The 19,523-nt window shown below is 60.0% G+C and carries 16 protein-coding genes; 8 read left to right on the forward strand and 8 right to left on the reverse strand.

Annotated features, from left to right (window positions below):
* Window positions 1-23 precede the first annotated feature (23 nt).
* Window positions 24-926, reverse strand: coding sequence for a histone deacetylase family protein (locus tag WX88_RS05760; RefSeq protein ID WP_046243365.1), 903 nt, complete (start codon window positions 924-926; stop codon window positions 24-26).
* A gap of 998 nt (window positions 927-1,924) precedes the next feature.
* On the opposite strand from WX88_RS05760, the gene WX88_RS05765 reads away from it, so the two are divergent.
* The 5 genes from WX88_RS05765 to WX88_RS05785 all read left to right on the forward strand — a co-directional run bounded on the left by WX88_RS05765 (window position 1,925) and on the right by WX88_RS05785 (window position 10,045).
* Complete coding sequence (locus WX88_RS05765) at window positions 1,925-3,103, forward strand: PcfJ domain-containing protein (RefSeq protein ID WP_197076686.1); 1,179 nt, start codon at window positions 1,925-1,927, stop codon at window positions 3,101-3,103.
* A 64-nt stretch (window positions 3,104-3,167) separates the two neighbouring features.
* On the forward strand, window positions 3,168-4,691 hold the full coding sequence (locus tag WX88_RS05770; RefSeq protein WP_046243367.1) for a TROVE domain-containing protein: 1,524 nt from the start codon (window positions 3,168-3,170) through the stop codon (window positions 4,689-4,691).
* Between the two features lie 275 nt (window positions 4,692-4,966).
* Window positions 4,967-5,806: a TIGR02452 family protein gene (locus WX88_RS05775; protein ID WP_046243542.1), complete on the forward strand. Its 840-nt coding sequence runs from the start codon at window positions 4,967-4,969 to the stop codon at window positions 5,804-5,806.
* A gap of 1,091 nt (window positions 5,807-6,897) precedes the next feature.
* Window positions 6,898-8,298, forward strand: coding sequence for an RtcB family protein (locus WX88_RS05780; RefSeq protein ID WP_046243543.1), 1,401 nt, complete (start codon window positions 6,898-6,900; stop codon window positions 8,296-8,298).
* A 346-nt stretch (window positions 8,299-8,644) separates the two neighbouring features.
* Complete coding sequence (locus tag WX88_RS05785; protein ID WP_046243544.1) at window positions 8,645-10,045, forward strand: RtcB family protein; 1,401 nt, start codon at window positions 8,645-8,647, stop codon at window positions 10,043-10,045.
* 516 nt (window positions 10,046-10,561) lie between these two features.
* Here the strand turns inward: WX88_RS05785 and WX88_RS28590 are convergent.
* From WX88_RS28590 to WX88_RS05800, 3 genes are all read right to left on the reverse strand, one after another.
* The gene (locus tag WX88_RS28590) at window positions 10,562-11,254 is read right to left on the reverse strand and encodes a porin family protein (RefSeq protein WP_156175957.1); all 693 of its coding nucleotides are present in this window, start codon (window positions 11,252-11,254) and stop codon (window positions 10,562-10,564) included.
* A 173-nt stretch (window positions 11,255-11,427) separates the two neighbouring features.
* The gene (locus tag WX88_RS05795; protein ID WP_046243369.1) at window positions 11,428-12,024 is read right to left on the reverse strand and encodes a helix-turn-helix domain-containing protein; all 597 of its coding nucleotides are present in this window, start codon (window positions 12,022-12,024) and stop codon (window positions 11,428-11,430) included.
* A gap of 322 nt (window positions 12,025-12,346) precedes the next feature.
* Window positions 12,347-12,763, reverse strand: coding sequence for a hypothetical protein (locus tag WX88_RS05800; RefSeq protein WP_046243370.1), 417 nt, complete (start codon window positions 12,761-12,763; stop codon window positions 12,347-12,349).
* A gap of 326 nt (window positions 12,764-13,089) precedes the next feature.
* On the opposite strand from WX88_RS05800, the gene WX88_RS05805 reads away from it, so the two are divergent.
* The gene (locus tag WX88_RS05805; protein WP_046243371.1) at window positions 13,090-13,587 is read left to right on the forward strand and encodes a hypothetical protein; all 498 of its coding nucleotides are present in this window, start codon (window positions 13,090-13,092) and stop codon (window positions 13,585-13,587) included.
* 261 nt (window positions 13,588-13,848) lie between these two features.
* Here the strand turns inward: WX88_RS05805 and WX88_RS05810 are convergent, their stop codons facing one another.
* Together WX88_RS05810 and WX88_RS05815 are read right to left on the reverse strand one after the other, a co-directional pair.
* Entirely contained in the window at window positions 13,849-14,364 is a 516-nt protein-coding gene (locus WX88_RS05810; protein WP_046243372.1) for an MOSC domain-containing protein, read from the reverse strand.
* A 75-nt stretch (window positions 14,365-14,439) separates the two neighbouring features.
* Window positions 14,440-14,940 (reverse strand): hypothetical protein, encoded by a 501-nt coding sequence (locus WX88_RS05815; protein WP_156175958.1) that lies wholly within the window; start codon window positions 14,938-14,940, stop codon window positions 14,440-14,442.
* A gap of 328 nt (window positions 14,941-15,268) precedes the next feature.
* On the opposite strand from WX88_RS05815, the gene WX88_RS05820 reads away from it, so the two are divergent.
* On the forward strand, window positions 15,269-16,231 hold the full coding sequence (locus WX88_RS05820; protein ID WP_046243374.1) for a M48 family metalloprotease: 963 nt from the start codon (window positions 15,269-15,271) through the stop codon (window positions 16,229-16,231).
* A gap of 513 nt (window positions 16,232-16,744) precedes the next feature.
* On the opposite strand, the gene WX88_RS05825 is transcribed toward WX88_RS05820, so the two are convergent.
* Entirely contained in the window at window positions 16,745-17,572 is an 828-nt protein-coding gene (locus WX88_RS05825; protein ID WP_046243375.1) for a hypothetical protein, read from the reverse strand.
* Entirely contained in the window at window positions 17,569-18,129 is a 561-nt protein-coding gene (locus tag WX88_RS05830; RefSeq protein ID WP_046243376.1) for an RNA polymerase sigma factor, read from the reverse strand. Before WX88_RS05830 ends, WX88_RS05825 begins: the two co-directional genes overlap by 4 nt.
* A 374-nt stretch (window positions 18,130-18,503) precedes the next feature.
* Here WX88_RS05830 and WX88_RS05835 point away from each other — a divergent pair, with 374 nt between their 5' ends.
* On the forward strand, window positions 18,504-19,418 hold the full coding sequence (locus WX88_RS05835) for a PhzF family phenazine biosynthesis protein (protein WP_046243377.1): 915 nt from the start codon (window positions 18,504-18,506) through the stop codon (window positions 19,416-19,418).
* Window positions 19,419-19,523 lie beyond the last annotated feature (105 nt).

The raw sequence follows: 19,523 nt of genomic DNA on the forward strand, positions 1-19,523 counted from the left end.
GTATTTACCGCTCTGTCCAACTACTACGGCCACAGTTCAAAAGCCACCCGAAACGTGTTGCAGTGTGCATCGACGATATCGGCTAGCCGCTCAGAGTAGCCGCCGCCCATGCTCACAGCTACCGGAATCTGGCGGGCGTGGCATAGGCCTAGCACTAATTCGTCGCGCTGCCGGCAGCCGGCCAGCGTCAGACCCAGCTTGCCGAGCCTGTCGGTGACCAGCACATCTACGCCGGCCTGGTAGAAGATGAAATCGGGCTGCACTTGAGATAGCAATGCCGGCAGCGTATCGCGCAGCCGCCGTAGGTATTCATCGTCGCCGGTGCCTAATTCCAGCGCAACATCTAAATCAGACTGCTCCTTGCGAAGCGGATAATTAGCTCCGGCGTGCATGGAAAACGTAAATACGCGGGGTTCCTTCTGAAAAATAGCTGCCGTGCCATCGCCCTGGTGCACGTCCAAATCCACGATTAAAATTTGCTTTGCCAAGCCGTGTGTCAGCAAATGCGCGGCGGCAATGGCCTGGTCGTTTAGCACGCAGAAGCCCTCGCCGCGGTCAGCGAAGGCGTGGTGGGTGCCGCCAGCCAGGTTAAGGCCAACTCCCTCGCGCAGTGCCTGCAAGGCCGACTGCAAGGTGCCCGCGCTGCTGCTCAGTGACCGACGCACCAGCTGCGGACTCTGCGGCAGGCCCAGGCGCCGCACTTCAGCGGCCGACAGCTGTAAGTCGCGCACCTTATGCCAATATTCGGTGGTGTGCACCCGCAGAATGTCCTCCTCGGCGCATAGGCCTGGCTCGTAAAAATCTTTCGGGCCGGCGATGCCTTGCCACAGCAGCTGCTCTTTTATGAGGGCATATTTGGCGATTGGAAACCGGTGCCCTTCGGGTAAATCCAGCGTATAGTGGTCGGAAGTGGCGAGGCGCGGCATATCGTTGTAATTACTGCAAAGCTATTAGACAGGTTGAAGCCAATGACTACCCGGTTGGATTTTAATTCGACACGAAAATTTCTATAATTGACGTGATTTCACGCTTTTCGAAAATAATTAATAATTAATTCGAAAATTAATTTGCGCCTTAAAAATTAATCATCAACCTTTGTCGCAACAAAAGCAAACGACCATGTACCGCCACCTAACATTAACCAGTAATTCGGATAAGATGCAGCCAGAATGGTTGCTCCCGCTCGGTACGTTTGCCTGATTTCAGCCCACGCTGAAACCCGACACCGCCCGAGCCTCTAACGCTCGGGTTTTTTGTTGTTAACCGGTTCGTCAACCGCTTATTTCATTCAACCCATGCACAATATCCGCCCCAGTTACCTGCCCAAGCAGCTTCAGCGTCGGCCCGATTGCGGCTCGTTGAAACGGTGCGACCGTGCTTTTCTTCTTTGTTGGACGCGTCGGTAATCCCGGCGTAACTCACGCGAAATAGAAAAGCCCGGCCCGCAAAAGCCGGGCTTTTTCGTATCACTAATTGCCAAATAAAACACGTTTTTATTTGAACAGGAAACGTGCGTTTAATTCAAATTGAATCAATGCCGAATTTCTGGTTAGGTAATTACTGCTCGCTAGTTACAAGAATTAAAACCTGCCCTTTTTTCATTCTCATCCCCTTTTAGCCATACGTTTCTTAGCTTCTCCTCCCGCTTATCGGTCCCTTGTTGCGGGCCCACCGCTCGAGCCAGCGGCCCATTTGCCGCACCTGTTGCGGCCTCGGAAAAGGCTGAAATCGGGCCGCCAGTTGCGTGCGCCCACCTTCCAATACTCACTTTTAGGCTAGGCGCTGTCTGCGGGCAGGCCCCCGCTTTATGGCAAACCGTAATAAACCACTTTCGGAGGAAGCTTACCGCTGGAAGGAGGCCGGTGTCGCGCTCTCGCGACACGTTGACTGGCGCAATTGGCCCCAGTCTAAGCAAGTAGAATACATGTTTTCCTTCGGTTCGCCCCATGCGCTTTACGAAGCATTGGGCGTCGATTCGGCCCTGGCACAACTGTACGCGGCGTGCGTAGTGGACCGTACCAGTGCAGAGAAGGGCAATATCCTTGGCGCATTGCGGGCCTTGGCGACCAAGCGCACCGGGCTGCTGCATCGCCCCGAACTGGCCCCAAATGTAGGCGCCCTGGCCAGCCGATACGCCAGGCGGGTGCGCGAAGTAGCCGACTGGAAGCCCAAAAGCAGCAACGTATTCCGGCAACTGGCCAGTCTGGTCCGACACTTATTCGACCGCTACGGTAACGCGCCGGACTGGCTGATTGAGTCTTGGATGCGCCCAACGCTGGTGGAAGATGGCGTGAGTCTGCCCGATTTGACCCTGCACCTCGGGCAGGGACATTCGCTGCGCAGCTTCTCCCGGCTGCCCGTGCCCATCAGTAAACGGCTAGAGCACGGCATGCGGGAAGCGCCCGCCGGCTGCACCTTCCGCGAAGCCTTGCGCTATGCTCAGCTCGCCGCCCGCGATGCGCTGGCCTGGTGGGGCGTGGTAATGGAATCGCGCCTGGGCCGCGCCGCTTTGGTCGATGATGCCTTCTGGCTGAGCGTGGTGGACTTTTTCGTCGCTTCGCCCATGGTCGACCCGCGCCATTTTGGTCCCGTCTGCGACTGGATTCATCAGAAGCGCAGCGTCGGCATCGGGCCGGAGCCGGCCCAGCCGGGCTTCACCCTCAAGGGCCGCAGCATGGCATCCGTGCTGGCCCAAACCGAGCAATGGCATCACAGCCAAGCCCGGGCGCGTCGCCAATCGGGCGGCGCTAACCAGGCCGGCAATAGCCGCTGGGCGGGTTTGCCGGTGGATAATTTCCTGGCCGGGCCGGTGCGCATCGAGCAGCTCACCACCGCTGCGCAACTGCAGGACGAAGGCAACGCGCAACGCAACTGCGTGGCCACTTATCTGCAATCGTGCCTGGCGGGCCGTTGCGGAATTTTCTCACTGACCGTGGACGGCACCCGCGGCCTGACCATCGAAGTGACGGCCAACCGCACCGTGGTGCAGGTGCGCGGTAAATACAACCGCTGGATGACCCCTCAGGAGCACGTCTGGATAATTCAGTGGCTCAACCAAGCCCGCCTGGTGCTGTCGAAGCACGTTGGCGTTGCTTGGGAATAGCAGGGCATGTACCTCACCCCAGCCGCATCAATAGAATAAATAGCAACCTTTTCAACACTTCACCATGCGCTTTAACTTCTTCTCCCGAAACGGCGCCGATACCGTCAACCACGAAGGCGCAGCTGCCTTCACGCTCACGCCCCAGGTGGAGCTGTACGCCGCCGTGGCTACCGCCGCGCTCAGCGACCAGTTCTACGAGAAAGCCGATACGCGCCTGCAGCGTTTGCGGGAGTTGGTGGCTAAGAACGACCCCATTTTTGTGGCGCAATTGGCAGTATATGCCCGTGAAAGCCTCAACTTGCGCTCGGTGCCGCTGGTGCTGTGTGTAGAATTGGCTCGCTTGCACCGTGGCGATAACCTGGTGAGCCGTCTGGTAGCCCGCGTGGTGCAGCGCCCCGACGAAATCACGGAGTTGCTGGCTTTCTACGCGCAGGCCAACGGCCGCAGCGGCCCCAAAATCCTCAACCGCGTCTCTAAGCAGCTGCAAAAAGGCTTGGCGCTCAGCTTCAACCGTTTCGATGGGTATCAGCTGGCCAAGTACGACCGCGACGGGGCCGTACGCTTGCGTGATGCGCTGTTCCTGGTTCACCCAAACGCGAAAGATGAGGCTCAGCAAGCGCTGTTCAACCAACTGGTGCGCGGCGAACTGCCCACGCCCTACACTTGGGAAACCGAGCTGTCGGCCGTCGGCCAGCAAGCCTACGCCAACCCCGCCGAGCGAGCCGCCGCCGTGGCCCGCACCTGGGAAACGCTCATTGCCAGCGGCAAGCTGGGTTACATGGCCCTGTTGCGCAACCTGCGCAACATCCTCGAAGCCAACGTGTCGGCAGCTGCCATCACGCAGGTGTGTGCCACTTTGGCCAATCGGGCCGCCGTGGCGCGCAGCAAGCAGCTGCCCTTCCGCTTCCTGGCGGCCTTTCGGGAGGTAAAAACCTTGTCGAGCGGCTACGTGGCGGCGGTGCTTGCGGCGTTGGAAGAGGCCATCGCACACAGCGCGGCCAACCTGCGTGGCTTCGGTGCCGAAACCCGCGTGGTGGTGGCTTGCGACGTGTCGGGTTCCATGCAGCAGCCTATTTCGCCGCGTAGCAAAGTGCTACTCTACGACGTGAGCCTGGTGCTGGGGATGTTGCTCCAGAGCCGTTGCCAAAACGTGGTGGCCGGCATGTTCGGCAATACGTGGAAGCGCATCAGCCTGCCCCGCGGGCCGGTGTTGCGCAACGTAGAGGAGTTCTACCGCCGCGAAGGCGAGGTGGGCTACAGCACCAATGGCCACCTCGTAATTCAGGACCTGCGCCAGCGCCGTGATGTGGTGGACAAGGTGATGATTTTTACCGATGTGCAGCTCTGGAATAGCAATGCCGACGGCGGCACTATAGCTCAGGAATGGGCCGCGTACCGTCGCAGTGTGGCCCCCAATGCCCGCCTCTATCTTTTCGACCTGGCCGGGCACGGCACTGCCCCGCTGGAGGTGCGCCCTGAAACGGGCGTGGCCCTCATCGCCGGCTGGTCCGACAAGATTTTCGATGTGCTCACGGCGCTGGACAACGGCGGCTCAGCGCTCACCGAAATCGAGAAAATTCAATTCTAAATCAACTGAAAAGCGGCCGGACAATAAAGCGGAACCTCCGGCCGCCGCAGCGGCAAGGTGCCGTAGGCTGGGCCTACTTCGCGGGTGCTCTGGGATGGCCGTTTCGGCGGTGAGGGTTCGATTCCCTTCGCTCAACGTGGCCGGCCGGTTGTTGCCCTTGCTTATACGCTCGCAAACAACCAGCTGACTCAATAGAAAGCTGCCCCGGGAATGACACTACAATGATTAAAGCGGCCGTCGTTCCCGGGTCGCTAGCCAACAAATTCGATTTACTCATGAACCGTGACATTCGACTACGCATTGCCCAAAGCACGCTCACCGTGCTGGAGCAAGGCGTGTACCAATCGGCAAGTAACCAGCCTGTCGTGCTGGCCGCAGCCCAGCGGGCCGCCGAGGCCGGCAGCCGACTTTACCGGCCCGCCGATGCCGACGACCTACTGCGGGAGTTTGACCAACCCGGCGGAGCACCGGCGGAAGTGCGCGTGTACGCCGCCACTACCTTGCAAGCCGCCGCGGCGCTGGCCGGTGGCGGGGACCGGGTGGGCTGCCTGAACTTTGCTTCGGCCCGCAATCCGGGCGGTGGCTTCCTGGGCGGCAGCCAGGCGCAGGAAGAAAGCTTGGCGCGGTCGTCGGGTTTGTACCCTTGCCTGGCGCAGTTTCGGGAAATGTATGCCCACAACGCCCGCCCCGAAAGCACAGGCCTCTACAGCGACTACTTCATTTACTCGCCGGGCGTGCCGGTGTTCCGGGGCGAAGCCGGCGAGTGGCTGGCCGAGCCCTTCCAACTCGATGTGCTCACCGCCCCCGCCGTTAATGCCGGGGCGTTGCAGCGTAACAACCCGGAACTGTTACCGGAGCTGGTGCCCACCATGCGGCGCCGCCTCCGGCTGGTGCTGGCCGCTGCCGCCCGAAACGGTATCGAGACCTTGATTCTGGGTGCTTGGGGCTGCGGCGTGTTTGCCAACGACGCCATCCAGATTGCCGAATTGTTTGCCGAAGCCTTGGCCGAGCCCAGTATTCGGGGTCGATTTCGCCGCCTCGATTTCGCGGTGTATGACCCCAAGCCGCCTCATGCCACCCTACAAGCGTTTGAACGTATACTAAAATCTTTCTAATAATCGTTTTCATTTTAACTGCCGGAATGAGGAAGACGGCTGCCCATTGGGGCAGTCGCCGACCGGGACGGTGCCACAGACGTGGCCCGTCCCAACTCGGCTGAATCCGCACGGTTCAGGTGCCGTAGGCGGGCGATACTTCGCTGGTTGAAAGAATTGCTCCATGAGTAGTTTAGTTGGGTTCGACTCCCCTTCCGCCGCTTCGGCTGCGGTTGACACGCCAGCCGCTTGTTGCCCTGAATTTGCGGATGAAGCCAAGAAACATGTTTCCAGATGGGTGCCGTAGCCGGGCCTTTCTTCGCTCCAAATAGGGGCGGTCGCGGGTTCGACTCCCGAAGTGCTGCCGCAAGGCAGGGCGCCGCAAAGTGGTAGGGCCGCGCCAATTGGCCGAGCGCCTGTTGCCCCGTTTGGAAACAAAAGCTTGTATTGGGTGCCGTAGGCGGATGCTACTTCGGGTACAGTTCCGCAAGGAGTGCGGGTTCGAATCCTGTCCGGGGCTCAAAAACCACGTGGCGAAATGGTAGACGCGCTGTAAAAACATCCGCCGCTTTTTGCCCCAATATTTTATTTCCAACCCCTGTCGGGTGTCGTAGCCCGGCCATACTTCGTGATTGTTCAGGACGCGGGTTCAAGTCCCGCCGGCGGCAGCCGTAGCTCAGTGGTTAGAGCGGGACTAGGAGGCCGGGCGCTTGTTGCCCCGGCAGGGGGTGGTTGCGCGGGTTCTGCGAGTCCGTGCATAAGTTGCTCAACGTGCGGACTCGCCGAGTTCGCGCTACGAGTTTGTTTTTTACCGGATGCCGTAGGCTCGCGCTACTCCGATCTATTAGTCGGGCCTTGTGCCCGTTGCGTGGGCCGTCTGTTGTTCCGGTTTTTGTGTGATAAAGCGGCCCGGTGCCGTAGCGCCGCCATATTTCGTTCAGGACGATGGGGTCGCAGGTTCGATTCCTGCCCGTTGGCTTCGGCTGGCGGTAGCTCAGTTGGTAGAGCACATTATGTGGGCGGCGTGCCTGTTGCCCGGTTCGTTTTATTTATTTTTCATCAACGACGAGACGCCAAATACGGCGCCTCACTCTCGTGCAACCACCATTGTTATGGCCAATATTTTACGCGGCAACGACCTTCGTGCCCTCGGGTTCCCAGAAGGCCGGGCCATTGGGCTTGCTCTCGCGCAATTGCAGCGCAAGCACCTCAAAAAACTTTCGCAAACCGACCAGCTAGCCCTGCTAGGTCAACTGTTAGCCAATCCCAAAGAATACCTCACTCATTTGGATTGGAGCCATACGGCGGCGGCCTTGCTGCCCCCGCCCAACCGCCACATCAGCTTGGTGGAGCGCAAGCCCTACGTCGCGTTCGGCGCCGAGCACATCGACCAGAGCGCGATTCATCAGATGGAAACGGCCATGAAGTTGCCGGTGACCGTCGCCGGCGCCCTCATGCCTGACGCCCACCACGGCTACGGCCTGCCCATTGGTGGGGTGCTGGCGACGGATAACGCGGTGATTCCCTACGCTGTGGGGGTCGACATCGGCTGCCGCATGGCCTTGTCGGTGTTCGACCTGCCGCCCAAGTACCTGACGCAGCGAGTGCAGGAGCTGCGCAAAATTCTGCTCGACAACACCCGCTTCGGCTCCGGTCGGGGTTGGGAGCGGGGCCAGCGGCTGGCGAATGCCGTGCTGGAGCGCGAGGAGTTTCTGGAAATTCCTTTCCTGAAAAACAAGCGCGATAAGGCGGCGGAGCAGGTGGGTACCTCGGGCTCGGGCAACCACTTCGTGGAGTTCGGCATTGTCGAAATTACCGAAGCCGAAAACGGACTGGGCGTGCCGGCCGGGCAATACCTGGGCGTGCTCTCGCACTCCGGCTCGCGAGGCCTGGGCGCTGGCATTGCCGAGCACTACACCCGCCTCGCCAAGGACGTGTGCCAGCTGCCCACCGAAGCCCAGCACCTCGCCTGGCTCGGCCTCGACACCGAAGCTGGTCAGGAATACTGGGCGGCCATGAACCTGGCCGGCGACTACGCCTCGGCCTGCCACGCCCAGATTCATCAGCGGCTGGCGAAAGCCTTGGGTGAGCGGCCCGTGGCCAAGGTGGAAAACCACCACAACTTCGCCTGGAAGGAGCGCCTGGCCGATGGCCGTGAGGTTATCGTGCACCGCAAGGGCGCCACGCCGGCCGGGTCGGGCGTGCTGGGCATCATCCCCGGCTCGATGACGGCCCCTGGCTTCATCGTGCGCGGGCGCGGCCTGCCCGAGTCGTTGGCGTCGGCCTCGCACGGGGCCGGCCGGCTCATGTCGCGGACGCGGGCTAAAGCTGAATTGACGGAATCGGGCGTGCGCAAGCACCTGGCGGAGCACGGCATCGAGCTGATTGGTGGCGGGCTTGATGAAGCGCCGATGGCTTATAAGGACATTCACACCGTGATGGCCAGCCAGCGCGAATTGGTAGACGTGCTGGGCTCGTTCACGCCGAAAATCGTGCGGATGGATGGGGCGTAACATTTGCCTGCCTGTCCGGCCGAGCATCTCGTTCGCCGGAAACATCACCCCCTGACCCCTGCCGGGCACGGCCTCTCTCCAAAAAAGAGGGGGCACCGGTCTGGCTCAGGTAAGAGTGATGAGTTAAAAGTCGCCTGCATTTTAACTCTCAACTCTTAACTCAACGCCAGGCTCCCCTCTCTTTTGGAGAGGGGCCGGGGGTGAGGTTTCCGGCAAGCGAGATGCTCGGCATGACGTCCTTGCGCATCAATGAAAAGCCGCAACTGTATCAGTTGCGGCTTTTTTCTTGCATAACATCGCCCTTGACGCCTCGTACATCAGTGCTTTCACTATGTACTTCTCCACTATGGCCAATCAACTCCGCGGCAACGACCTCCGCAAAATCGGCTTTCCTGAAGGGCCTGCCATTGGCCACGCCCTTGATGTGCTGGCTCAGAAAGAATTTCGCAAAATGGACAAGGGCAGCGCCCTGGCCCTGCTCAAGCAAATAAAGGACGACCCCTTCAAGTACGTGCGCGACGAAAACTGGCGCCCGGTGGCCGAGCAGCTCGTGCCGACGCCCTCGCGCGATGTGGCCCTGAACCCGGAAATAAAGGACTACCGCCGCTATGGCAACGACTTCATCGAGGACGGCGCCCGCAAGCAGATGGACGTGGCCATGCAGCTGCCCATCACCCTCGACGGTGCCCTCATGCCTGATGCCCACCAGGGCTATGGCCTGCCCATCGGGGGCGTGCTGGCCGCCGACAACGCCGTGATTCCCTACGGCGTGGGCATGGACATTGGCTGCCGGATGGCGCTATCGGTGTTTGAGCTGCCACCAAAGTATCTGGAGCAGCGCCGCGACGAGCTGCGTAAGATGCTGCTGCACCACACCAAGTTCGGCAACAAGGAGGTTTTCAAAAAGGTGAACACGGACGACCCCATTTTCGAGCGGCCCGAATTTCGCGAAATCGCCGTGGCGCGTCAGAAGCTCGACTCGGCGGTGAAGCAGCTGGGCTCGTCGGGGTCGGGCAACCACTTCGTGGAGTTTGGGGTGGTTGACCTCACTGACCCTGAAAACGACTTGCGCCTACCCGTGGGGCAGTACCTGGGCGTGCTGTCGCACAGCGGCTCGCGGGGACTGGGGGCGGCCATTGCCCAGCACTACACCAAGGTGGCCATGGACAAATGCCCCCTGCCACCCCAGGCGCGGCACCTGGCCTGGCTCTCGCTCGACTCGCAGGAAGGGCAGGAGTACTGGGCGGCTATGAACCTGGCCGGCGACTACGCTTCGGCCTGCCACCACGACATTCACCGGCGCATCGGCCAGGCGTTGGGCGAAAAGCCGTTGGCGCAAGTCGAAAACCACCACAATTTTGCCTGGAAGGAGGTGTTGGCCGATGGCCGCACGGCCATTGTGCACCGCAAGGGGGCCACGCCGGCGGGCCAGGGCGTGCTGGGCATCATCCCCGGCTCGATGACGGCGCCCGGTTTCATCGTGCGGGGCCGGGGCGAGCGGGATTCCCTTAGCTCAGCTTCGCACGGGGCGGGGCGGCGGCTCTCGCGCACCCAGGCCAAAACGCAAATCAGCGAAGGCCAGCTCCGCCGCGAGTTGCGCGACCACGGGGTGGAACTACTCGGTGGCGGCCTCGACGAAGCCCCTGCCGCCTACAAAGACATCCGCCAGGTGATGGCCCATCAGCGTGACCTGGTGGATGTGCTCGGCTCTTTCACCCCCAAAATTGTACGGATGGATGGGGCTTAATTTTTTTGTCGCAATCCAACCTTTACGTACCCGACGTATGTTTGCATGTGTCTCCATAGGGGACAGTTGTTTTCATAGCTCGGAAAGCCTCTCGCCTTTGGCGGGAGGTTTTTTTACTTATACCCTTTCCGAAGAGGATGCAAAAGGTGGGGCTCTGCGTCGAAAGCTGTTGGGGGCGTTCAGCCATCGGGGAGCATTGCCCCAATGTACTCGTTCCTCGAAACCAACATGACTTATGTGGCCTTCACCAACGTAGGAGACTTCTTTGGCGGGCCTCTGGGCGAGATTTTTGAGAGCGAGCTGCTAGTGGACGTGCCCAAATAAACAGCAACACCATAAGTGCATGAGCGAGCAACAAACGGCTTCAATCGCCTACTGCTTGACCTTCAAACCACGCTCAAAAAATATCCAACTGGCTTCGTTAACGCACGGTAGCCCTTGCAAATCCTGCCTCCCGCAACGCAAACAGCCCCAGTCGGAATACCGACCAGGGCTGGAAAACAAGCTGCTGGGTCGTTATTTAGCGTCGAAGAGGTAAGTCAACGATAGCTGAAGTACACGGTTGGTTGCTTTTGTACTCTCCGGATATTCTGGCGCTAAATCCCGGAAGCCGAAACCAAAGCCGAGCTGTGCTTGAATAGGGCCAGTTTTGTAGCCGATGCCAGCATTAGCACCCACATCAAAGCGGCGGATATATACCTTATTATCGCTACCTTCTTTGCTGGCAAACTTCACGTCAATGTCCTCTTTTGTCTCGTCCGAAAGCCTTCCACTAGGGTCAGAAATCTTTTGTTCGAACTTGACTTTACCACCAATGCCAAAACCTACATAAGGGCCTGCAAAAATTTGAAATCCTGACGTTTTGCCTACATTATATACCAGGTTTACTGGAATTTCTGCGTAGTCCAGTCTGGCTGAAGCTTTGCTAGTGGCCGTAATTCCATTTGCCATTACCTCGTCTTCCGTCCGATAACCTTTCTGAGTATAGAGAATAGCTGGTTGAATAGCCAGATTACCAAACTGTACATTTACTACTAGGCCGATTTGTGACCCGAACCTGGAATCATTCGCGACATCTTCTCCTCGAATTCCTTTAACAACAGCAGAGTTTAGCCCTATGCGTGGACCAAAACTGATTTGGGCATTGGCAACCGTAGTAGTGGCCGTCAATAAGAAGCCAGCTAGTAAAAAACTGTGTGTTTGTTTCATGTAAAAAACGGTGGAAAGGCTGTATTTGCGGCAAATGTATATGAGCAAATGCAGGTATGGCGACTATACTGCTGTAAAGCTGTGCAGGCACTGCCGCAAAATAGTTATCTCATAGTTAGCCATGTGCGAAATTTTAGTCCGGAAATATACCAGCACGCCTTGGGCCTATACACCTAGGTGGGCCGTGCGAGGAGCCGCTCCAGCGCGGCGGCTTCCGTTTCGAGGGCTTCGGCCTGCAGGCGCAGCAGGTGATAGCGGGCGCTGAGGTCGGGCGATAAGGCCGTGGGGCGCTCGGCGAGCCAGCGCCAGCGGTACCAGACCAGGAAGGCGGCCCAACGCCCCGGCCCGGTGTGCGCGGGCGGCTCGTTGCCACCGGGGTCGGGCGGCAGGGCGGCGCGCAGGGTGGGTAGGGCCACGCGCCAGTGGGCGGCGTGGGTGGCCTGGGCCACCAGCGGGCGCAGGGCCCGGCGCAGGCGGCGAGCGTGATGGCGGCAGTAGTCGAGCCGGGCTTCGAGGGGAGCGGGGTCGGGCGGGGCCAGGTCGTCGGGGCCGGGCAGGGCGTTGGCGGGCGGCAGCACGGCGGGCAGGGCCTGCGCCAGCGCATCGACCTGCTCGGCCACGTCGGGATTGAAGGAGCGGAGGCCCGTTTCGAGGCGGCTAACCTGGCTCTTGCTCAGGCCCAGGTAACGAGCTAGCTCGTCTTGCGAGATGCCCAAGTAGTGGCGCACCCGCGTCAGTAGGGGGTCGGTCGGCAGGGCGGGGCGAAACATAGGTTGGCAACAAAAAATGATGGCGAGTAAATTTTGTTGCCAAAGTTGGCAACAAAAACTCGTGACGAACAAAATTTGTTGCCAACTCCTAAAGGGTGTGCGCTAGCGCGGTGCTCTGCAAACCCGCAACCGCGCCGCGCTTTTGTCTGGCTGCTTTCGCTCGGGTTCGGAACCTGGCACACGGAGTCACCCGCCCGGCTTTCGTTCGCCGCCGAAGCTGCTTTGGCCCGACTCCATATCCAGCCTCGTGGAAATATTACCCACAAAAAACCCGCGACCGGAGGGCCGCGGGTAATGTTTCTTGCTTTAAGGTAGGGCCCGGTTAAGCGGGCAGCCCGTCGTGGTGGGCTTGTACGGCGGCGATGGCAGTGGTGAGAACCGCAACTTGCGCGTCTACCTGGTCGGCGTCCACATCGGCCAGGAAGGCGTTGGTGCCGCCTTCTTCCTCGGCCCGGTTTTCGAGGCGCTCTTTCAGATGGCGGGTCGTCATCTCCTGGGCTTTGTACCGTTTGCGGTCAGCATCGGAGAGGTCGGGGCGGGCCAGCTCCTGAGTGGCGTAGGCTAGTTGGCTGGTGGCCGTAGCCAGGCGCGCGGCCACGGAGGTTTCCGAGCGGTCGGCCACCCGGTCCTGGTAGTCGAGGTTTTGGTCGCGGTTCTGGTAGCCATCCACCTCAGCGAGGAGAGCGGATTTGGCCGCCACGCACTGCGAGCGAGTTTTGAGCAGATTTACATCAGACATAGTAGGGTAGGGGTGTGAAAATGAGAAAAACTTTTTTAAATATATTGATTTATTCTTAACGGCCCAGCTTTCTGCGCGCAGGACCCAATTTACTTGGCCACCGGCCCGCGCCCGCGATGTCCCTCCAAAGGGCATTTGCACAACGCTACGTGGCTTGCGGCAATTGGGGCTGATGCAAAAAACAGTTGAACCCCAGCCGGCCGCGCGGCACAGGTGCGCGTCAGCATCGCATCTGTCTGGACCACCCATCGGTACTTTTCTATACTTAGATTTCATAAGGGCTATTACATTTATTGCTTGCCTCTTTAATCACGTCATCCCGTATTATGCCATCTCTCCCTACCGGCCGCTTGTTATTAGCCTGCCTGCTCCTGGCCGGTTGCAGCCAAAAAACCGAAACGGTCACTGAACATCCCGCCAAAAATCAGCTGGAAAGTCACGACCTGTTGCTCCGCCAGGCCCTGATACAAACGTTGGCCCGGCACATCCGTCAATATCATGCCGATGACGCCAAAGCTGCCCAGCCCGGCTGGGATGGAATTTATAGCTTCAGCAACGGTCCCGGCCGGGACGCTAAAACCTACAATAGCCGGGCGGCCGTCCGCGCCGAACTAAACCGGATGCTGGACTCTCTCAAAGCCACGGGCCCGCTGCAAATGGGCAATGCAGCCGACGACACCGACACCATTTCGTCTCCTGCTGCTTCCAACGACGTTCCCACGGCTGCCCCTCCCGCCGCCGTCAGCCCTTCGACGGAAGAGGACTCTGGTGCGGTCTTTCAGGTCCGCAAACCTCAGGCACCTTCCACCGCGGCACCTCTGTAAATGCAGGTCCTGTCGCACTCTGCCACCGGGCCGCGCCCTCAACGCCCCCGCCAAAGAGTGTTTACATAACGCTGCGAACCGCCGGCCCGCTCAGTAGCACCAATCCAAGCAGTGGGCCGATAAAGCGGCCATGCCGCTTGAGAACGGCTAGCGAAAGTAATGGTATGCGCATGGCAGGGGAAATAAGGTGCAAGGGAATGCCGATTGGAAATCATCCAAATGGCGGCCGTCCTTCTATAATTGTTTCCCTGGAAGCCAGCGCTACGCCACCACCCGCACCACGTCGCCCACCCGAATGATGCCGCCCTGGGCAATGTGCGCCGTGAGGCCACCGTGGCCGCGCATGGCGTTGTAGCCGCCCGGCCCAAGCTCTTCTTCCATGCGCGAGCAGGGGTGGCACTCGCCGGTGATGTCGAGAATTACGTCGTCGCCGATGTGGATTTGGCGGTTTTTCAGGGCCAGCAGGTTCAGACCGCTCACCACCAGGTTGCGGCGCAGGCGGCTGGGGTCCACCGGCGCGCCAAGCCCGAGGTAGCCGGCCACCGCCGCCAGGTGCTCGTGCTGAATCAAGGTTACTTGCCGCTTGCCACCGGTCTTGGGGCGGGCGTGGTCACTGAGCAGGTGCGAGTCGGTTTTCAGCTCTGCTTCCAGCATTGGCACGAGCGGCTGCCGCCGCACGGGCCGGGCACCAATCCATTCGAGCCGCCCAGTTTGGGGTAGCGTCGATAATAGCCGCGCCACGGTTGATTTATCGTCGCCAAAAAAAGGGAAAGCCATTTTCTAGTTATTCGTTGGTGGATACTCATTAGCGTAGCTCATCGCCAGTGCCAATGAGCCGCCGGCAACTGGATATCACAGCTCATCGGGCGTGCCAAAGCCCTCGCGGATTTCGGTGTGTACAATCTGCCCGCCCAGGCTGCCGGCGCGCGCCAACAGCCCGAAGCTAAGGGCCGTAACAACCAGCGTCAGCCCGCTCAGTAGCTGGGCTCGCGGCGAGGCGTTTTTCAGCAGCAGCAAGCTGAACAGGGCCAGCCCCGCCGCGCCTTCCAGGACCCAAAAGCCTTGCTCGGCCGCTGCTTCGTGGTTTTGGATGAGGGCGCGGCTCACGCGGGGCAGGTCCTGCACCACTTTGGCGGCGCCCTCGCCGGTGAGCTGCGCGGGCAGGCACAGCAGGCCCGCAGCCAGCACGGCCACCAGCCCGGCGCGAATCAGGGAGCTGTTTTTTTGCAGCAAGCCCACCCCCAACAGCACGAAGGCAAACAGGCTGCCTACAATCGGTACATGATTAACAATAAGGTGAATGTGGGCTTGGTTCATCGACGGGATGGAGAAATAAACAGGGCGGAGGAGCAAGGGCCGCAAAGCTACTGTGGCGCCAAACAAGCCGGGACCATACGCAACCGTTTGGCCTCCGATACGACTCTTGCTTGAGTGAACTGCTACGGTGCCTAAATCGTTATCCCCAAACCCCGAATGCGCTTAATGAAACGGTTCTGGTCGGTGCTTGCACAATGGAAAAAAGGCGCGGCCGTTGCTGGTTTAAGCCAGCATTCCGGTAGCGTTAGTAGTGTCGTTATTTCACCGGCTATTTTGCCTTAATGCCTTGTTACAACGGACGTAATCTGGCATTGTGCTTGCCAACCAGTTGCGGTCACAGTCTTTTACTTCCTGCCCCTCCGATATGACTTTTCTGTCTCGTTTTCTCAGTCGGTTGGCCGCTCCGCTGCTGGCGCTGCCGTTGCTAACTGTTTCTCCCGCTCAGGCCCAAACGGCGCTGGCGGCCAACGATGTTATCCGGGAGATTACCGACGCCGTCGGCCTCAAAGCCCGCTTTGAGCTGCGCGCCACCCGCGACGTTGACAACGCCGCCGCCGTGGTCTACAACGGCAAGCGCTTTCTGCTTTACAACCCCGATTTCCTGAGTTCGGTGAACCGCGCCGGCCATACCGACTGGGCGGGCATCAGCATTCTGGCCCACGAAATGGGCCACCACCTCAATGGGCACACCTTGCGCGCTGGCGGTTCGCAGCCCGCCGATGAACTGGAGGCCGATGAATTTTCGGGTTTCGTGCTACGCAAGCTGGGCGCCAGCCTGGCCCAGGCGCAGTCTGCCATGGCCACCGTGCCCGATGACGGCGGCTCGGCCACGCACCCTGGCCGGGCGCCGCGTCTCCTGGCTATTGGGCAGGGTTGGCAGCGCGCCAATAGCCAGATTGTCGCCAGTGCCCGGACGGCAGCTCCTTCGGCCGTGCCGGCCGTAGTAGCCGCTGCGAGCCGCCCTCCGCAGCCCGTTTCAACCTACGACAGCACGCCGGTACGCCTGTTTCCTACGGTGGAAGCCGACGAGAATGCCCGCGAAATGGTGGCCATCAGTCAGTCCAACGGCGAGGCTGTGCGGCTCGTGGGGCAGCTCACATTCCGCAACGACCCCACCCGGCGCTACTACCTGACCAACGCCCTGAAAGTGGTGCGCGTGGATGACGAGGACAATGCCGAAGTGGTAGGCCGCATCACGCGTACTACCAATGAAACGTTTCCCTACGTGCTAACCGATAGCCAGCAGCGCCGCCTGTTCATCACGGAGCGCGGCGATGTGTACGACAAAGAAGGCCAGCGCGTAGCCAAAGTGCACGACCCTTCTTAAAGTCGTTAAATTGCTGCTGAGTGAAAAACAGGCGGTGTCGTTTGCTGCGCCATGCGCGATAAAAGGGGGGCTGATTCCAATTAAATTATTGGAATCAGCTCCCCTTTTTAATGGCTTCACTTTTACGTAAATGGTAGTGCATGGCTGCTGTAGTACTGAGTCTGGGTTGGCTTATGGCTTAACGGTTAGCTATTCCTGACAGGAAATTGGTGGTGTGCACGGTCGGCTTGCTGGCTCTGGTATTGGTTAATGATGGCTGGAGGAAACGGGTGGGTCGTGGCTTGGCCGCAGTGTTCCGCTGCCCAGGGCCTACTGACCGGCCTACTACCAACAAGAGCAACATAACGCACAGCCAGAGCCAATCGCTCGCGGCACTAGAATTAGGGAGGACAGGTAGGCTGGGCAACTCATTTTCAGATGAAATCATAATAAGAAACGTTAGCAAACTATCAGATAAGCTATTGACTGCAGAAAGAGGTGGCTATATAAAGAGTAGCGGGTTAATCCATTCGCTTAGAAAATCTTGTGGAGGCCTTGCGTCAGGTGCGAAAACCACCGGCGGATACCGTTTTTACCTTCTGGCTGACGGTGAGTTGGCTTGCGGTATACTATTTTCTCATCGTTGCGCCCCTCCTTCGAAGTTTTGGCGGCGCGTTTGGTGATGACTTCGGGGGCGGCTGGTGAATTGGCGGCGTGTAGTGGAATGGGAGCAGTCCGGTTAGGAACCACGGCGCCGGCGGGGGCAACCAGGGTGCTGTCGGCGCCATCTACGGTTGGCTGGGGCTTGGGGATTGTGGCTGCTGCGGTTTCCTTGTTCGGCACCGAATCAGACGAAATCGGCAGGGCTGGGTCGGGCGTGGCTTCAGCGGGAGCCGCCGGGCTACCGGCCTGAGCAATAGTTGCTGCCGCCATGCGCTTTCGAGCGGGTAGGTTAGACGTTGGTTTCGAGTTACTGGGCTTAATGACCGCAGCCGCCTCAGCGAGTTTGGTGGCAAACGCCGTATTGGCTTGTCTTGACTCTGAATCCGTGGTGGGAGCCGCCGGCCAGGTTGCGGCGGGTGCATTGGTGACCCGCATGACGGGTGGCACGGCGGGGGCCGCTGGCGGGGGGCTTTGCCAGGCGGCGGGGCGGGGCAATAGCCAGCCCACCGTCACGCCTAACACCGCCGTGATGGGAATTATCAGTCGATAGGGGAGGCCTTTGCTTGGGGTAGGTAGGGAGGCAATTCGCTCCTCCACACCAGCCCAGACGTGCATGTGCCCGACGGGTGGCAGGTGGTAGTCCTGAAAAGCGTCGCGTAACGACTGGTCTATCAGGTCCTCTTCGGGGGTTGAGCTCATAATCGGATGAAATCGTTTTGACGTTTATAGAGTAAGGCGAGCTGTTTGCGGGCTTTGCTGAGCTGGGCTTTAGAGGTACTCTCCTGGATACCAAGAAGCTCACTGATTTCACCGTGCGAGTAGCCATCTACCGCGTATAGCAGCAGCACTACGCGGCAGCCGTGGGGCAGGCGCTCAATCAGTTTCAGTACTTCGGTCACTTTCAGCCCTTCCAGGGCCACGGCGTCGATAACTATCGAGCGCGGCACTTCTTCGAGCGGAGGGGCCTCGTTGGCGTGGCGCAGCCGGCCGTTGCGCCAGTGGCTGATGGCCGTGGTCACGACAATGCGTCGAATCCAGCCTTCGAGAGAGCCGCCGGCCCGGTACTCGCCCAAGTGGGTAAATACCTTCACGAATGCGTCCTGCAAAATATCCTCCGCCTCCGGGACCGTGTAGGCATAGCGCCGCGCAATGCCCAGCATCCGCCCCGCGTAGCGAAGGTAAAGTGCCCGTTGGGCCGCCGGTTCACGCCGGAGGCAGCGGGCAAGCAGGATGTCGAGGTCGGGAGTGGCTGACATGAATAGTAGCAGTGCCTGGGCATCGGACGCCCTCGATTATACAAGACGCGTCGGGGGCGCCAAAAGCTTCTGGCCGAAAGAAAGTATTTAAAAGCTCATGTATCACTAAAAATCAAGAGTTAAAGGTTAAAATGCAGCCAGCCCTTTTTATCCTGCATTTTCAACGCCCAAATAGTGTAGGACGCAGCCTTCGCTGCGTCACCTCGCCGGTCAACGCTCATCTTGGTGCGCCCTGTAGTAGAAGCTGCAAGCCTTCGCCGAGTAACCCCGCGCCGCGTCTCGCGCTTCGACAAAGATGCCGCGCAGAGTAAGCCTTCCGCCGATTGCTGAGTAAGCCGTTCCTTCGCGGCGCATTCCACCGTTTTTCCACCTCCATGCCGCAACTGCCTTTCCTCCTCGTCGATGCCTTTACCACCCAGCCCCTGCGTGGCAACCCCTGCGCCATGGTGCTCGACGCCGACGCGCTGACGCCCACCACCCGGCAGCAGCTGGCACGCGAGTTCAACCAGTCCGAAACCGCTTTTGTAGACCGGGCCGCGCCCGGCAGCACCGAATTCACCGTGCGTTTTTTCACGCCGGCTGAGGAAATTCCGCTCGCCGGGCATCCTACTATTGCCACCGTCACGGCCCTGCTCCACACCGGCCGGGTGCAGCTGCCCGTCGGTGGGAAACCGCTGGTTATCAAGCTGCATCTGCTGCATGGCCCCATTCAGGTCGAGGTGTTGCCGGCCATCGGCAAGGAGCCGCCGTTGATTTGGATGACCCAGCGCCGGCCCATATTTGGGGCGGTCCACGCCCCGGAGGTGGTATTGCCGCTGTTCGGCCTCGTGCCCGCCGACCTGCTGCCGGGGGCACCTATCCGAACGGTGAGCACCGGCACGCCCCAGTTGATGCTGCTGGTGCGCGACCCTGCTGCCCTGCGCCGCGCCCACGTGGCCGACCCTGCCGCCCTGGCTCGCTACCGCGCCGGGAGTGATTTCTTCAGCCCGCACCTGTTTTGCCTGGGTGGGGCCACACCGGCGGGGCACACCTTCGCCCGCCACTTCGGCACCCCGCCTGATGTGGTCGAAGACGCCGTAACGGGCTCGGCCACGGGCGGCATGGCTGCGTATCTGTGGCACTATGGCTACCTCGATACCCCTGATTTTTTGGCGGAGCAAGGGCACGACCTCGGCCGCGCCGGCACGGTGCTGGTGCGCGTCAGCGGCCCACGGGAGGCTATTGAGACGGTGCAGATTGGCGGCACGGGTGTGGTGGTGCTGGATGGTAGATTGCGCGGGGATTGGTAATAGGTTTTTGCAACTAGGTTGAGGTTTGGGCTGTTAGGCCGTCATGCTTCGCCGTGCGCTGCATGATGTTTCAAGTGTTCTTAAACCGTACCATCCTTTCCGTCT

This window comes from Hymenobacter terrenus (genome assembly GCF_000972495.1).
GTDB lineage: Bacteria > Bacteroidota > Bacteroidia > Cytophagales > Hymenobacteraceae > Hymenobacter > Hymenobacter terrenus.

Excerpts from the sequence above, each read along its gene's own strand:
- WX88_RS05760 (WP_046243365.1), bottom strand. The coding sequence starts at position 926 with ATGCCGCGCCTCGCCACTTCCGACCACTATACGCTGGATTTACCCGAA.
- WX88_RS05765 (WP_197076686.1), top strand. The coding sequence starts at position 1,925 with ATGTTTTCCTTCGGTTCGCCCCATGCGCTTTACGAAGCATTGGGCGTC.
- WX88_RS05770 (WP_046243367.1), top strand. The coding sequence starts at position 3,168 with ATGCGCTTTAACTTCTTCTCCCGAAACGGCGCCGATACCGTCAACCAC.
- WX88_RS05775 (WP_046243542.1), top strand. The coding sequence starts at position 4,967 with ATGAACCGTGACATTCGACTACGCATTGCCCAAAGCACGCTCACCGTG.
- WX88_RS05780 (WP_046243543.1), top strand. The coding sequence starts at position 6,898 with ATGGCCAATATTTTACGCGGCAACGACCTTCGTGCCCTCGGGTTCCCA.
- WX88_RS05785 (WP_046243544.1), top strand. The coding sequence starts at position 8,645 with ATGGCCAATCAACTCCGCGGCAACGACCTCCGCAAAATCGGCTTTCCT.
- WX88_RS28590 (WP_156175957.1), bottom strand. The coding sequence starts at position 11,254 with ATGAAACAAACACACAGTTTTTTACTAGCTGGCTTCTTATTGACGGCC.
- WX88_RS05795 (WP_046243369.1), bottom strand. The coding sequence starts at position 12,024 with ATGTTTCGCCCCGCCCTGCCGACCGACCCCCTACTGACGCGGGTGCGC.
- WX88_RS05800 (WP_046243370.1), bottom strand. The coding sequence starts at position 12,763 with ATGTCTGATGTAAATCTGCTCAAAACTCGCTCGCAGTGCGTGGCGGCC.
- WX88_RS05805 (WP_046243371.1), top strand. The coding sequence starts at position 13,090 with ATGCCATCTCTCCCTACCGGCCGCTTGTTATTAGCCTGCCTGCTCCTG.
- WX88_RS05810 (WP_046243372.1), bottom strand. The coding sequence starts at position 14,364 with ATGGCTTTCCCTTTTTTTGGCGACGATAAATCAACCGTGGCGCGGCTA.
- WX88_RS05820 (WP_046243374.1), top strand. The coding sequence starts at position 15,269 with ATGACTTTTCTGTCTCGTTTTCTCAGTCGGTTGGCCGCTCCGCTGCTG.
- WX88_RS05825 (WP_046243375.1), bottom strand. The coding sequence starts at position 17,572 with ATGAGCTCAACCCCCGAAGAGGACCTGATAGACCAGTCGTTACGCGAC.
- WX88_RS05830 (WP_046243376.1), bottom strand. The coding sequence starts at position 18,129 with ATGTCAGCCACTCCCGACCTCGACATCCTGCTTGCCCGCTGCCTCCGG.
- WX88_RS05835 (WP_046243377.1), top strand. The coding sequence starts at position 18,504 with ATGCCGCAACTGCCTTTCCTCCTCGTCGATGCCTTTACCACCCAGCCC.